This window comes from Piscinibacter gummiphilus (assembly GCF_032681285.1).
Taxonomy (GTDB): domain Bacteria; phylum Pseudomonadota; class Gammaproteobacteria; order Burkholderiales; family Burkholderiaceae_C; genus Rhizobacter; species Rhizobacter gummiphilus_A.
This window is the reverse complement of sequence record NZ_CP136336.1, coordinates 2,758,446-2,772,148: the sequence shown is the minus strand read 5'-3', so window position 1 is coordinate 2,772,148 and position 13,703 is coordinate 2,758,446. Positions and strand designations below refer to the sequence as shown.

The 13,703-nt window shown below is 64.4% G+C and carries 13 protein-coding genes; 4 read left to right on the top strand and 9 right to left on the bottom strand.

Annotation, left to right across the window (positions count from 1 at the left end; all coding sequences use genetic code 11):
• The first annotated feature begins 52 nt into the window (after positions 1-52).
• The 3 genes from cadR (RXV79_RS13015) (at position 53) to RXV79_RS13005 (ending at position 2,094) form a co-directional block, all read left to right on the top strand.
• Positions 53-523 (top strand): Cd(II)/Pb(II)-responsive transcriptional regulator, encoded by a 471-nt coding sequence (gene cadR / locus RXV79_RS13015; RefSeq protein ID WP_316703907.1) that lies wholly within the window; start codon positions 53-55, stop codon positions 521-523.
• A 112-nt stretch (positions 524-635) separates the two neighbouring features.
• On the top strand, positions 636-860 hold the full coding sequence (locus RXV79_RS13010; protein WP_316703905.1) for a hypothetical protein: 225 nt from the start codon (positions 636-638) through the stop codon (positions 858-860).
• Between the two features lie 268 nt (positions 861-1,128).
• Positions 1,129-2,094, top strand: coding sequence for a porin (locus RXV79_RS13005; RefSeq protein ID WP_316703901.1), 966 nt, complete (start codon positions 1,129-1,131; stop codon positions 2,092-2,094).
• 104 nt (positions 2,095-2,198) lie between these two features.
• On the opposite strand, the gene RXV79_RS13000 is transcribed toward RXV79_RS13005, so the two are convergent.
• Both RXV79_RS13000 and cadR (RXV79_RS12995) read right to left on the bottom strand, forming a co-directional pair.
• Positions 2,199-2,537 (bottom strand): CzcE family metal-binding protein, encoded by a 339-nt coding sequence (locus RXV79_RS13000; protein WP_316703898.1) that lies wholly within the window; start codon positions 2,535-2,537, stop codon positions 2,199-2,201.
• Positions 2,538-2,752: 215 nt separating this feature from the next.
• Positions 2,753-3,220 (bottom strand): Cd(II)/Pb(II)-responsive transcriptional regulator, encoded by a 468-nt coding sequence (gene cadR / locus RXV79_RS12995; protein ID WP_316703896.1) that lies wholly within the window; start codon positions 3,218-3,220, stop codon positions 2,753-2,755.
• A gap of 91 nt (positions 3,221-3,311) precedes the next feature.
• On the opposite strand from cadR (RXV79_RS12995), the gene RXV79_RS12990 reads away from it, so the two are divergent.
• Positions 3,312-3,686: a DUF3703 domain-containing protein gene (locus RXV79_RS12990; RefSeq protein ID WP_316703893.1), complete on the top strand. Its 375-nt coding sequence runs from the start codon at positions 3,312-3,314 to the stop codon at positions 3,684-3,686.
• A 19-nt stretch (positions 3,687-3,705) separates the two neighbouring features.
• On the opposite strand, the gene RXV79_RS12985 is transcribed toward RXV79_RS12990, so the two are convergent.
• The 7 genes from RXV79_RS12985 to RXV79_RS12955 form a co-directional block, all read right to left on the bottom strand.
• Positions 3,706-4,086 carry a CzcE family metal-binding protein gene (locus tag RXV79_RS12985; protein WP_316703891.1) on the bottom strand — a complete coding sequence of 127 codons (381 nt, stop codon included), beginning with the start codon at positions 4,084-4,086 and terminating at the stop codon, positions 3,706-3,708.
• 82 nt (positions 4,087-4,168) lie between these two features.
• On the bottom strand, positions 4,169-6,727 hold the full coding sequence (locus tag RXV79_RS12980; protein WP_316703889.1) for a heavy metal translocating P-type ATPase: 2,559 nt from the start codon (positions 6,725-6,727) through the stop codon (positions 4,169-4,171).
• Positions 6,724-8,124: a heavy metal sensor histidine kinase gene (locus RXV79_RS12975; RefSeq protein WP_316703886.1), complete on the bottom strand. Its 1,401-nt coding sequence runs from the start codon at positions 8,122-8,124 to the stop codon at positions 6,724-6,726. The genes RXV79_RS12980 and RXV79_RS12975 overlap by 4 nt, the downstream gene beginning before the upstream one ends.
• On the bottom strand, positions 8,121-8,804 hold the full coding sequence (locus tag RXV79_RS12970) for a heavy metal response regulator transcription factor (protein WP_316703884.1): 684 nt from the start codon (positions 8,802-8,804) through the stop codon (positions 8,121-8,123). Before RXV79_RS12970 ends, RXV79_RS12975 begins: the two co-directional genes overlap by 4 nt.
• 211 nt (positions 8,805-9,015) lie before the next feature.
• Positions 9,016-9,438 carry a hypothetical protein gene (locus RXV79_RS12965; RefSeq protein ID WP_316703882.1) on the bottom strand — a complete coding sequence of 141 codons (423 nt, stop codon included), beginning with the start codon at positions 9,436-9,438 and terminating at the stop codon, positions 9,016-9,018.
• Between the two features lie 50 nt (positions 9,439-9,488).
• The gene (locus tag RXV79_RS12960) at positions 9,489-10,466 is read right to left on the bottom strand and encodes a cation diffusion facilitator family transporter (protein WP_316703879.1); all 978 of its coding nucleotides are present in this window, start codon (positions 10,464-10,466) and stop codon (positions 9,489-9,491) included.
• A gap of 42 nt (positions 10,467-10,508) precedes the next feature.
• Positions 10,509-13,688: a CusA/CzcA family heavy metal efflux RND transporter gene (locus RXV79_RS12955; protein WP_316703875.1), complete on the bottom strand. Its 3,180-nt coding sequence runs from the start codon at positions 13,686-13,688 to the stop codon at positions 10,509-10,511.
• Positions 13,689-13,703: the final 15 nt, after the last annotated feature.

Here is a 13,703-nt window from a genome sequence, read left to right as displayed (position 1 = left end):
TTTGAAACCCTGTACCCGGTATAAAGTCAAGTCTTTCCAACACGAGCCTCGTATGAAGATCGGCGAACTTGCAACGCACACGGGGACCCAGGTGGAGACGATCCGCTTCTACGAGCGCGAAGGTCTGCTTCCCGCGCCGGGCCGCAGCTCTGGCAACTACCGCGTCTACGAGGAGCGCCATGTGCAGCGACTCGCCTTCATCCGGCAGTGCCGCGTGCTCGACATGACGCTGGACGAGATCCGCCGCCTGCTCGGTTTTATCGACGCGCCCGACGAGGATTGCGGAGAGGTGAACAGCCTGCTCGATGAGCACATCGGACACGTTGGGCACCGCATCCGCGAACTCAAGGCCCTTGAACGTGAGCTGAGACAGCTGCGCGACCAATGCGGTGATGCGCGCCCCGCCAAGGATTGCGGGATCTTGGGTGAGCTGACCCGGGCATCGAACCGCTCGGGCGCCGACCGTGCCAGGCCGCGCGGTGGGGACACCCACGGCCGCAAGCCTGGGACAGCTGCGCGCTGAGCCAAACCCGCCCCTAGATGACACGTTTGTCATCTACATGTTCGCCTGGCGTCATAAATCGCTTCGTAGAGTCGCCCGAATTGCGGGAAGACAACGAAAGGCTCCAATGAGCGTGGATCGATTGCCCGAGGACAACTACGGTGTTCGGGTCACGTGCAGAGACGACCGGGTGCGCCTGCTCTGGCTGGCGAACGAGGTCGGTGAAAAACGCCTGCGCGACAGCGCGCGCCACTACCAGCAACGGTTCATCGGAACCATGCCTTACGTCTCCAAGATGCTGCGATGGCACAGGCTGGAGGTACCGCCGGAAGTGTGCGTGCCGCAGTACGTCCGTTAGGCAGCCGACTCTTCACGCAGCGGCGGGTGTAGGTCCGCCCCACGTAGCCGAATTGCCGCCGCTACAGAAGAGCTACACCCGCTCAGCGCCGCTCAGCAGAGACCTTCCCGAAGCGTGTGCGCTGGCCGGGTTAAGTGCTGCTGGGTCTGATGCGCAGTTCAGTCGGCCGGGTACGTGCAACTGATAGCAACGTCAGACTCAGCCGTCGGGCCACCACAGGTGGCACCTGTGGTGGCCACAATTTCAACCACTCAACAAGGATGCTCACATGAAGCGCTCTCTATTCATCGCCGCTCTTTCAACCCTTGCAGCGGGTTCAACGCTCGCACAAAGCAACGTCACCATCTATGGTCGTCTCAACGAGACCGTTGAGCGCGAAAAGGTCGCTGGAAACAGTCGCACCGTGGTCAACGACAACGCTTCTCGTTTGGGGTTCAAGGGCTCAGAAGACCTCGGGGGCGGCCTGAAGGCCAATTTCCTGATCGAGCACCGCTTTCGCCCTGACACCGGCACAGCCGCCGGTGACTTTTGGTCTGGCGACAGCTGGGTTGGGCTGTCGAGCAACTACGGTGACCTGCGCCTGGGCCGCATGATCAGCACCGCCTACTTTGCAACGGCCGACTACGTCAGCTATCACAACCACGACACCGGCTCTTCGTCTGATGCTCTGTACAACCTTGGCTTCCAGAGTTGGTATACGAAGAACAAGATCGCGTACAAAACTCCGTCGCTGGCTGGCGCCACCGTGGAGCTCCAGTACGGCCTGCGCGAAACCGGCGTAGCTCCGGCTTCCGACCGGAACAGCAATGGCTTCGAACTCGCCGCCAACTACAACGTCGGCGACCTCGCGCTTGGCCTGGGTTTCACCAAAGACGGCGAAGACAAGCAAGTCGCGGTGCGTGGCCAGTACACGATTGGCGCCTTCACGCTCGGTGGCTACTACCAGCGCACCGGCTTCAAGGACATCTACGCAACGGGTGGCAAGGCCAACATTTTCCGCCTGGCCGGGATGTACACACTGGGCGCTTCTGAGTTCCACGCCAATGCCGGCTTGGCTGGCAAACGCGACGGCATTGCCGACAGCGATGCCCAGCAGTTCACCGTGGGCTACAACTACAACCTAAGCAAGCGCACCAAGGTCTACACGTACTTCACCAAGATCAACGCCGAGGCCGCCACCGGCTACGTCGCCGACTACAGCTCGCTCGCCTTGGGCGTTCGCCACAATTTTTGATCGCCTCGATTGGCGAAAGGACAAGCGGCCGGTCGCGAGACTGGCCGCACCTCTGTTGAAAACCAGGCGATCCCACCGCCCGGCGACGACACGCCGTGCTGGCGTCAGCGGCGATTGAGCGGGTTTTGCGCCACGTGCACCATCAAAGGCTGGCTGCTGAAGCCAGCCGGTGCGAATCGGGCGAGGTCGACCGCCCGTCGATCCAGGCCGTTGAAGGTCCAGGAGAACTCCTTGCCTTCGCTACGAAACTTGATCGTTTCGCCATAGGCCACCCTGACGTGGCGTGCCGTTCCGAGGTCAACCGCACGCGCGCTCGCGCTTGTGCTTTGATCCGCCGGCTGGCCCCAGAAGGACTGGCCGTTTCGGAAGACGTCATTCGCCGATGCAGGCAATGACGCTGCGCCGAGCACGAGGGCGGCGATGAGGGTTGAGGTCGAACGCATGACAGATCTCCTTCTCAAGATGTCCGCGCAACTGCTGTTCGCGCGGAGATGCCAACTACTGAGGCATTGAGAAGAAGTCTAGAAATCCGCCCCTGTCGAGGGCCGAACGTTCAGATGACAAAGGTGTCATCTCACCCGGCGTGATGTGACGATGGCTCACCCAGACAAACTGATAGAAGCGCAAGCACCACTGAAGCGGCGAAGGCCGGGTGTGATCACTTGGCCGCGCGAGGCGTCTTCGGGTGAGCACCGTGCACATGCTCGTGCACGCGCTTCGCCGCTGGCGTCCTGGCCGACACCACCAGTGTGGACAAGATGCCGCAATCCTTGCCCGCCTGGATGTCTTCGCATTGGGAGCGCAACGCCTTCAACTGCTTCTCCAGGCTCTTGAGTTCCGCGATCCGTTCGGCCACATGGTCGATGTGTGCATCCAGCAGCGCGTTGACCGCCCCACAGTCCGCCTGGGGGGCGTCCTTGAACTCAAGCAGCAGGCGAATCTCTTCGAGCGTCATGTCCAAGGTTCGGCAATGGCGAATGAAGGCCAGCCGATCCACATGCTCGCCTCCGTAGATCCGGTAGTTGCTGCTGGTGCGTGCCGGAATCGGCAACAGCCCCTGCTGCTCGTAGAAGCGCACGGTGACGACGGGTGTTCCCGTCGCGTCGGCCAGTTCTCCGATCTTCATGATGGCTCCCACGGGGTATTGCGGTGCTGTTGACTCTACATGGGCTATAGAGTTTCCAATCCCTGGACAGCATCTACTCAGGAGACCTTCAATGGGCTTTTCCGAACGCATTCGTCCTTCTGTCACCCAGGAACTGCAAGCGGCCGAGGCGGCTGACGCTGCAGGCCGGCCGGAGGAGTCGTTTCGCCGTCTGGAGCGTGCGCATGTGTTGGGGCAGGCCTCGACCGTGGAGCACGTCAGAGCGCACCTTCACATGCTGGTGTGGGCAGTACGCCACCGCCGTGTCAAGGAGGTTTGTGGACAGGTGATGCGAATCGTCGGTGCTGCCACCAAAACGGGGTGTTGGATCCCGGTGGGCAACACCGGTGGCGCGAACGTCAGCCCGTTCAAGCCGATGCCCATCCCGGACGATCTCGCTCGCCTCATCGCCGCGGCAAGAGCCACCCGAGACTCGGGTTTGCGTTGAGGCTTGAGCGGCTGTCCGCTCAGTTGCGGGTCAGCGGGTTCTGTTGCACGTAGACCTGGCCTTGAGTCGCCGGGAAGTCAGCCGGCGCGATCTTCGCCACCGGCACGGCCTTGCGATCCAAACCATTGAAGGTCCAGGCGAACTGCTTGCCGTTGGGCGCCTGGAAGGTGACGGTCTCACCATACGGCACCGTCACATGTTTGGTCGTGGCGACGTCGACGACCAGCGATGACGTGGCACCGGCAGCTGCCGGTTGACCAAATATCGACTCGCCGTTGCGGAAGACATCCTTGCCGGTCGCCATCGCGTGCAGCGGAACGGCAGTGGCGATGGTCAGTGCGGCGATGCGAAAAACGCGAGAGGGGTTCATGGTGTTCCTTTGAGTGCGGGGCTCGCTCATCAAGCCCACGTTGATCACGCAAAAGGAAATGTAGAAATCAAGCGCTGACCACACGGGAACGGGCAGATGACACTTGCGTCATCTACGCGGTCGTCGTCGGCTCGACCCCTCGCTGCTTGAAGGCCAGCAGTCGCAGCGCATTGATGACCACGAGCAGCGTGGACCCCTCGTGGAAGAGCACCGCGACACCGATGTTGAGGCCGAGGATGGTGGCGGGAATCAGCATCGCGACCACTCCGAGGCTCACCCACAGGTTCTGCTTGATCACGCGGCTGGTGGCACGTGACAGCCCCACCGCAAGCGGAAGTTGCGCCAAGTCGTCGGCCATCAGCGCGACGTCGGCGGTCTCCAGGGCCACGTCGGAGCCTGCAGCACCCATGGCGATGCCGACCGTCGCGTTCGCCATCGCCGGTGCGTCATTGACACCGTCTCCGACCATGGCCACTTTGCCCGTGTCGCCGCGCAACTTCTTGATCGCCTCCACCTTGTCATCGGGCATCAAGTCCCCTTGGGCCTCGGTGAGCCCGACCGACTGCGCCACCGCATCGGCCACGCGCTGGTTGTCCCCGGAGATCATGATCAGTCGCTCGATCCCGAGCGCCTTCAACGACTGCATGACTGCCGGCGCGGACGGCCGCGGCGTGTCTATCACGCCTAGGATTCCCAGGTAGCGGTAACCGTGGCGCACGAGCATGGTCGTTCGACCCTGGGAGACCAGGCGATCGTTTTCGACCACCACCTCGGGCGGGAGCTGTGTCCCTGGAATCTCCTTGAATAGCACGGCTTTGCCGATGTGGACGGCGTCGTTGCCGAGCTTGGCCTGGACGCCGCGCCCAGTCACGCTCTGCACGTCGCTCACCTCCAGCGCAGGGTGATTCCCGCCGAGCTTGACGCGTGCACCCGCCACGATCGCTGTGGCCAGCGGATGGTCGCTGTGGTGCTCAACCGCCAGTGCCACAGACAGCAGCTCTGCCTCGCTCGCTCCCCTGGCTGGGACCACGTCGGTCAGGCGCGGCTTGCCTTCGGTGAGCGTTCCGGTCTTGTCGAAAGCGATGGCGGTCAGCGTGCCGAGGTTTTCCAGCGGTGCGCCGCCCTTGACCAAGACGCCGCTGCGCGCCGCCCGTGCAACGCCGCTCAGAACCGCGCTCGGCACGGAGATCGCGAGCGCACAGGGGCTCGCAGCCACCAGAACCGCCATCGCCCGGTAGAACGTGGCGCTGAAGGGCTCGTCGATCACCAGGCCAGCGCCCATCAACAGCGCGACCAGGATGAGGATCGACGGAACGAAGATCTTCTCGAACTTGTCGGTGAAGTTCTGAGTCGGTGAGCGCTGCGCTTGTGCCTCCGTCACCAGCCGCACCACGCGCGCCATCGTCGACTCGCTGGCGCGTTTGGCGACCATCATCTCCAGGGCGCCGGAGCCGTTGATCGTGCCCGCGAAGACCCGGTGCTCGGGCGGCAGACGGTCGAACGACGCCAATGCAGCCTGAGGATCGGACACCGGCTGCTTGTCCACCGGCACGCTTTCGCCAGTCACGGGTGCCTGGTTGACGCTGCTGGTGCCGAGGACGACGATGCCGTCGGCTGGCAGTCGCTCGTTCGGCTTCACCAGCACCACGTCACCCAGGTTCAGGGCGCCGACGTCGACCTCTACCACCTGGCCGTCGCGGCGCACAAGCGCACGTTCGGGAGCGAGTTTCGCCAGCGCTTCGATGGCGCGCTTGGCGCGGCCCATCGCGTAGCGCTCCAGCGAGTGGCCGAGGCTGAACAGGAACAGCAGCAAGGCGCCTTCCTCCCACTCACCGAGACAGGCAGCGCCGAAGGCTGCCACCAGCATGAGCGTGTCGATCTCAAACCGGCGGGCGCGGAGGTTTTCGACCGCTTCGCGAAAGGTGTAGTACCCGCCAAAGATGTAGGCGGCAAAGAAGAACCCCAGTGCGACCGGGTTGGAGATCACCTGGGCTCGCCAGAGCAACCACCCCACCAACAAGAAGCCGCCAGACAGCAGCGAAAAGATGAGTTCCGAGTTGGCGCCGAAGATGCCGCCATGGCTGTGATCATGGTCCTGGTGACCCTGCTTACTGGTGTGGCCTTGACCGTGGTTGTGCTCGTGCTCGTGTTTGTGCGCTTCGGCGCCTGCCTCATCAGCGTGTTGATGAGCCGTCGCGTCGGTGGCGGGACTTGCCGGTTTGGTGGCATCGTCCACACGCAGGTCGAGCGCCTTCAACCGGCCGAGCAACTGGTTGTCCGGCAAGACCTGCCGGTCGTACTCGATCCGCGCAACCCCCGATGCCGAGGCGTCGGCCTCCAGTACCCCAGGGATGGCACGCAACTGCTCTGTCAGCCGCCGAGCCGCGCGGGCGTGTGTTGGTTCTTGCCTGGCCACCAGGTGGCCGTAGCGCTCGGTCAGCTGGGCGCCGGTGGCGAATGCAAGTTCACGTACTTTGCGCAGCGGCACCTGATCGGGATCAAAGTGGATGCACAGCTGCGGGTGATCTCCGTCGGTCTTGATGTGCGCTTTGTCGACACCGGGTTGCTCTTCCAAGGCCTTGGTCAGTCGCTGCACGCAGCCATCTCGCTCGTCTGCCACGGACGGCAGCACGATGGAAAGCTCCAGGTTCAGTCGCTGCGGATTGCTCATGGGGTGACCTCCTTGGTCTTGTGAGATTCGGATGGCTCGGTGGGCAACGGGGCGGAAACGGCCTCGGATGAAGCCGTTCGCCGCAGGGTGAAACCGACCGTGGTGCGGCCCTGCGAGGAGTGGGCAAACGGGCTCCCGCCGTGCATCTGTGCAATGGCAGCGACGATCGACAGGCCCAGGCCGTGGTGTCGGTCTGCGTTCTTGCGAGAGGTTTCCGCTCGGTAGAAGCGGTCGAAGACGCGGCCGACCCGGTCTGCCGCGATGGTTTCGCCTTCGTTCTCGACCTGCAGCTGAACCTCCTCCCGGTCGGTTCTCACGACCAGTTGCACGATGGAGCCCCGACGCGCGTACCGCGCGGCGTTGGACAGGAGGTTCGAGGCAGCGCGCTCGATCAGCGAGCTGTCGATGTCCGCCGCGGCATCGCCTTGCACCTGGACCATCAGCGAGTGCTCCGCCAGCGCCGCCTCGTGGAAGGACGCCACGCGCCAAAGCAACTGCGCCAAGCTCGCGACGGGCTGGCGGCGTGCCTGGGTGCCATGGTCGGCATGCGCCAGGAAGAGCATGTCTTGCACGATCCGGGCAAGCCGCTGCAACTCTTCTAGGTTGCATTCGAGCACCACCCGCAACTCCTCGTTCGATCGATCGCGCCGCAGCGCGATCTCGGTGCTGCCGATCAGGGTAGAGAGTGGCGTGGCCAGCTCGTGTGCGACATCGGCGTTGAAGGCCTCCAGCCGGTCGAAGGCGCTTTGCAAACGCCCCAGCAACTGGTTGAACTGCAGCACCAAGGGCGCCAGCTCATCGGGCTGTGCTGAGCCGTCCAACCGGCGGTCCCGCGTTTCCGCCGACAGCGCACGGGTCTGGACGACCAGACGCCTCACAGGCTGCAGCCCTCGCCGAACGAGTACCGAGCCGCCTGCGGCGATGAGTAGCGCACCCACTGCCGCCGCAGCGGACAGAGACGCCGCCAACAGGCTGAGCGTGGCGGCATCCGCGCTCACGTCCAACGCGAGGCGGGTCTGCCACAGACTGCCACTCGCGTCCGGCGCTGGCAACGCCAAGCGGAGCAACCGCTGCGCCTCTCCCGGACTGTTTCCCGACCACCGGAAAAACAAGCTGCCATCGTTTCTGAGGATCTCGACCGACAGCAAGGTCTGCCCGACCAGCACGTCCCCGAGCTTGTGGGTCAAAAGGCGTTCATCCCCGGTTTCGCGGGCTTCCTTGAACAGGTGCTCGAGCTGAACCCGCGTACGGTCCAGGCGCTCGACCTGCTGTTCGCTCAGGCCCAGGTAGGCCCACCCGAACGCGGCGGAACAGACCATCGCCAGGACGGTCAGGCTGAGCAGCGCGAGCCCGACCGACAGCCGCCGGGTGAGCGACCCGGGCGCCACGGAGTTCACCCCCGATCCTCCAACACATAGCCGAAGCCACGCACGGTATGCAACATCGGTCGTTCAAACGGCGCGTCCAGCTTGTGGCGCAAGCGCCTCACGGCGACATCGATCACGTTGGTGCCGCTGTCGAAGTTCATGTCCCACACGCGCTCGGCGATCTCGGTGCGCGACAGCACTTCACCCTGGCGACGCAACAGCAGCTCCAGCAGCTGCAGTTCCTTGGCCGTCAGGTCGAGGCGCTGACCGGCACGCACCGCTCGCCGCTTGAGCAGGTCGAGCTCCAGGTCGGCGAGGCGCAGCAGGGTTTCGACGCCAGGGGCCTGCGCCGGGCGAGCTCGCCTGAGAAGCGCATGCAAGCGGGCCACCAGCTCGGAAAACGCGAAGGGTTTGACGAGGTAGTCATCGGCGCCAGCACGCAGGCCTTCGACACGGTCGTCGGTGTGCTGGCGAGCGCTGAGCATCATCACCGGCGTCGTCTTGACTTTGCGCAGAGCCGCCAGCAGCGATAGGCCATCGAGGCCGGGCAGCATGCGATCCAGCAACAGGACGTCGTAGTCGCACTCCGTCGCGAGGTGCAGGCCGTCGATGCCGTTGTGCACGACGTCGACGACGAAGCCTTCCTCACTCAACCCCTTGTGGAGGTAGGCGGCGAGCTTGGCCTCGTCTTCCACCAGCAGGACCCTCATCGGAAGTGGGTCTCGCTCATTTGCGCCGGCGACTTGCGCGGCGCGCTTCCCGACGGGCGGCTCGACGCCTGCGGTCGCGAACCGCCAGCACCACGGCAAGCACAACAGCCACGACCAGCCCGACGATGCCCGACACCCAGAAATAGGCGTGCGCAGTCTCCTCTGCGGGACTCATGTCGTTGGCATTCCGGCGAAGCCACACACATTCGGGTCACTTCAGCGTGAAGCGAACGCTCGTGACGGCACCGCCAGCCAAGGTGACCTGGCCGGCCACCTTGGTGCCTGCGCCAACCTTGAAGCTGCCCTTGGCTTCCAGGCGGTCGCCGGCGGGGGCAAGCGTCACATCGGCCTTGCCGGTTGACGACAACAGCGTGAGCTTGGCGCTTGCGCCCTTGAGATCCACAGGCTTGCCGTGGTCGCTGACGTAGAGGGTCAAGGTGTCAGCCTTGGCGACCAGCTCGTAATTGACGTCTTTCACGACGCTGACCACGCCGCCGTGCACCGGCTTGGCTTCGTGGGCATGACCGCCGGCCTTGCCGCCGTGGTCGTGGCCCTTGTGGTCATCGGCGGCGAGTGCGGGGGTGCTGCCGACGGCGAGGGAGACAGCGAGCATGGAGATGAGACGGAAGTTCATGAGTTGCCTTTCGTGGGTTGAAAATCGTTGGTTGAGAGAAATGCCCGCGATCACGGGCGAGGTGCTGAAGGGCTGACAGTCGCTGCATTCACCGCTTCTGCGCGCGCCGCCAAGGCGGTGCGAGGTTCTGTCCAGTGGGAGTTGTCGAGTGCGTCCGCACAGGGCGTGGTTTCGCACTGCAAGGTCACGTGCTCGATCGAGTAGCGGTCGTGCAGCAGCGCGCGCAGGATCGCGATCAGCTCCCCGGGTGCAAACGCCGTCTCGTGCACGACGTGTGCGCTCAAGCTGGTCTTGCCGCTGGTCAGAGCCCAGATATGAAGGTCGTGGATCCCGGTTACCCCCGGCACGCCCTGGATCGCTTGCGACACCGCCTGCGCATCGATGCCCTCAGGGACACCTTCCAGCAGGATGTTCAGGCTTTCCTTGAGCAGCACCCAGGTCCGCGGCAGCACCCACAACCCGATGGCCACGGCCACGAGACTGTCGACCCAGGACCAACCTGTGTAGCGGATGACCACGGCCGCCACGATAACGCCGATCGAGCCCAGCAGGTCGCTCCAGACCTCGAGGTAGGCGCCCTTGATGTTCAGGCTCGCGTCCTTGCCGCCTGCCAGCAGCCGCATGCTGATCAGGTTGACCACCATGCCGAGCGTCGCGACCACTAGCATGCCGGTCGACTCGACCGCGGCCGGTTGCTTGAAGCGCTGCCAGGCTTCGACGAGGATGTAGATCGCTACGCCGAACAGCAGCAGTGCGTTGAAGGCCGCCGCCAGGATTTCGAAGCGGTGATAGCCGAAGCTGCGCTTGAGATCAGCCGGTCGCCTGGCCACCCGGATCGCGGCCAGCGCAATCGCCAGCGCTGCAGCATCCGTGAACATGTGCGCAGCATCCGAGATCAACGCCAAGCTTCGGGTGAGGACGCCGGCGACGACCTCGGCGACGAGGAAGCCAAACGTCAGGCCGAAGGCCAGCCACAAGGCTTTCTCGTTGTTCGGGGCGGACGATGTGTGTTGATGGTTCGATCCCATGGTGTGCTCCTGGCGTGACCGGTGAGGTCACGCCATTGGCTGTCATGCGGGCATGTCCGCCGCCGCTGCAGGTGGGCGCTCCGCCACCTCATCCTCTTCGTCGTCGCGCCGGTGGGCGATCCGGTACAGAACGGGCAGCACCAGCAGCGTCAACGCGGTCGAGGACAGGATCCCGCCGATCACCACGGTGGCCAATGGGCGCTGCACCTCGGCGCCGGTGCCGGTGGCCAGCGCCATCGGCACGAAGCCGAGCGAGGCCACGAGCGCGGTCATGAGCACCGGGCGCAGCCGGGTCAGCGCCCCTTCATGGATGGCCGCATCCAACGGCTGGCCACCTTCGCGCAGGTTGCGGATGAAGGACAGCATCACCAGGCCGTTCAGCACCGCCACGCCGGACAGTGCGATGAAACCCACCGCCGCCGAGATCGACAGCGGGATGTCGCGCAACCACAGCGCGATGATCCCGCCGGTCAATGCGAACGGAATGCCGGTGAAGACCAGCAGGCCGTCCTTGATGTTGCCGAACATGGCGAAGAGCAGCGTGAAAACCAGCAGCAACGACACCGGCACGACGACCTTGAGGCGGTTGGTGGCCGACTGCAGGTTCTCGAACTGGCCGCCCCAGGTCATCCAGTAGCCGCTTGGCAGCTTGACCTGTTGCTGGATGGCCTGCTCGGCCTCAGCCACGAAGCTGCCGATGTCGCGGTCACGCACATTCGAGCTGACCACGATGCGGCGCTTGCCATCCTCTCGGCTGACCTGGTTCGGCCCGGGTGCCAGCGACAGCGTCGCGACTTCGCTCAAGGGAATGAAGCGCTGTGCGTTGTCCGCGCCCTTGGGCAAGGCGATGGGCAGGCGACGGATCGCCTCCTGATCCGAGCGCAGGTGCTCCGGCAGGCGAACGAGGATGTCGAAGCGGCGATCACCTTCGAACAGCGTGCCGGCTTCGCGGCCGCCGATCGCGGTACCGAGCGTGTCCTGCACATCCTGGACGTTGAGGCCGTAGCGCGCGGTCTTCTCGCGGTCGATCTGCACCGTGAGCATCGGCAGGCCGGTGGTCTGCTCGACGTTGACCTCCGCGGCACCGGAGATGCCCTGCAGCACCCCGGCGATGCGGGTGGCCGTGTCGTTGAGCACGTCCATGTCGTCGCCAAACACCTTGACGGCCACGTCGGCTCGCACGCCCGAGATCAGCTCGTTGAAGCGCAGCTGGATCGGCTGGGAGAACTCGTAGTTCTGGCCCGGCAGCTTGGCCACCTCCGCCTTGACGGCTGCCACGAGTTCCTCGCGGGTCTTGCGCGGCTCCGGCCAGTCTTTCGCAGGCTTGAGCATCACGTAGCTGTCCGAGATGTTGGGCGGCATTGGGTCCGCCGCAATCTCGGCCGTGCCCGTGCGGGCGAAGACCCGCTCGATCTCGGGGAACTTGGCCTTGAGCGTGCTCTCGAGCTGCTGCTGCATCGCGACCGACTGCGACAGGCTGGTGCCCGGGATGCGCAAGGCCTGGACCGCGAAGTCACCTTCGTTCAGGCTCGGCACGAACTCGCTGCCCAGGCGGGTGGCGAGCAGGCCGGAGAGCACGACGGTGATGGCGGCAACCGTCAGCACCAGTGGCTTGGCCTGCATCACGCGGTCCAGAAGCGGCTCGTAGGCACGCTTTGCCCAGCCCATCAAACGGTTCTCTTTTTCGGCCACCTTGTCGCCGATGAAGAGCGCGACCGCCGCCGGCACGAAGGTCACCGAGAGGATCATGGCGCCGATCAGCGCGATCACGACCGTGAACGCCATCGGGTGGAACATCTTCGCCTCGACGCCCGCCAGCGCAAAGATCGGCAGGTAGACGATCATGATGATCAGCTGCCCGAAGATCAGCGGCCGGCGTGCTTCCTGCGACGCGAGGAACACCTCGTGGAATCGTTCGGATCGCGTCAGCGGTCGCCCGTGGTGCGCCTGCGCATGCGCCAGGCGCCGCACGCAGTTTTCGACGATCACGACCGCGCCGTCGATGATGATCCCGAAGTCGAGTGCCCCCAGGCTCATCAGGTTGGCGCTGACCTTCTGGTTCACCATGCCCGTGAAGGTAAAGAGCATGGACAGCGGGATCACCATCGCCGTCAAGATGGCCGCCCGGATGTTGCCGAGGAAAAGGAACAGGATCGCGATGACGAGTACCGCACCCTCGAGGAGGTTCTTCTTGACGGTGTTGATGGCCTTGTCGACCAGGACGGTGCGGTTGTAGACCGTCACAGCGTGAATGCCTGCGGGCAGGTTCTTGTTGATCTCGACCATCCGCTTGTCCACTGCTTCGGAGACGGTGCGGCTGTTCTCGCCAATCAGCATGAAGACGGTGCCGAGCACCACCTCTCGGCCGTTGTCGGTCGCCGCACCCGTGCGCAGTTCCTTGCCGATTTCGACCGTGGAGACATCGCGGATGCGCACCGGCACGCCGGCGTCGTTGCGCAGGATGACGTTGCGGATGTCGTCGACCGAACGAACCTGGCCGGGCGCGCGAATGAGGTACTGCTCGCCTTTGCGCTCGATGTAGCCGGCACCGACGTTGGTGTTGTTCCGGTCGAGTGCGTTGACCAGGTCCGCGAGTGTCAGCCCGTACGACGAGAGCTTGGTCGGGTCTGGCGCGACGTGGTACTCCTTGGCGAACCCGCCGATGGAGTTGATCTCGGTCACGCCCGGGACGGTGCGCAGCTGCGGCTTGATGATCCAGTCCTGGATCTCGCGCAGGTCGGTCGGCGTGTAGGGGTTGCCGTCCGGCTTCTTGGCGCCGTCCTGGGCTTCGACTGTCCACTGGTAGATCTCGCCGAGGCCGGTGGAGATCGGGCCGATCGCCGGTGTCACGCCTTGCGGCAGCTGGTCACGTGCCGTCTGGATGCGTTCGTTGACCAGTTGGCGTGCGAAGTAGATGTCGGTGCCGTCCTTGAAGATCACCGTCACCTGCGACAGGCCGTAGCGCGACAGCGAACGGGTCTGCTGCAGGCCCGGCAGGCCGGCCATCACGGTCTCGATCGGGAACGTGACGCGCTGCTCGGTCTCGAGCGGCGAGTAGCCCGGTGCGCCGGTGTTGATCTGCACCTGCACGTTGGTGATGTCGGGCACGGCGTCGATCGGCAGCTTCTGATAGCTGAAGACACCGAGTGCCGCCATTCCTAGCACGGCGAGCATGACCAACCATCGGTGCTCGATGGCAAAGCGAATGATTCGTTCAAACATGAAGGAGCCTCGTCA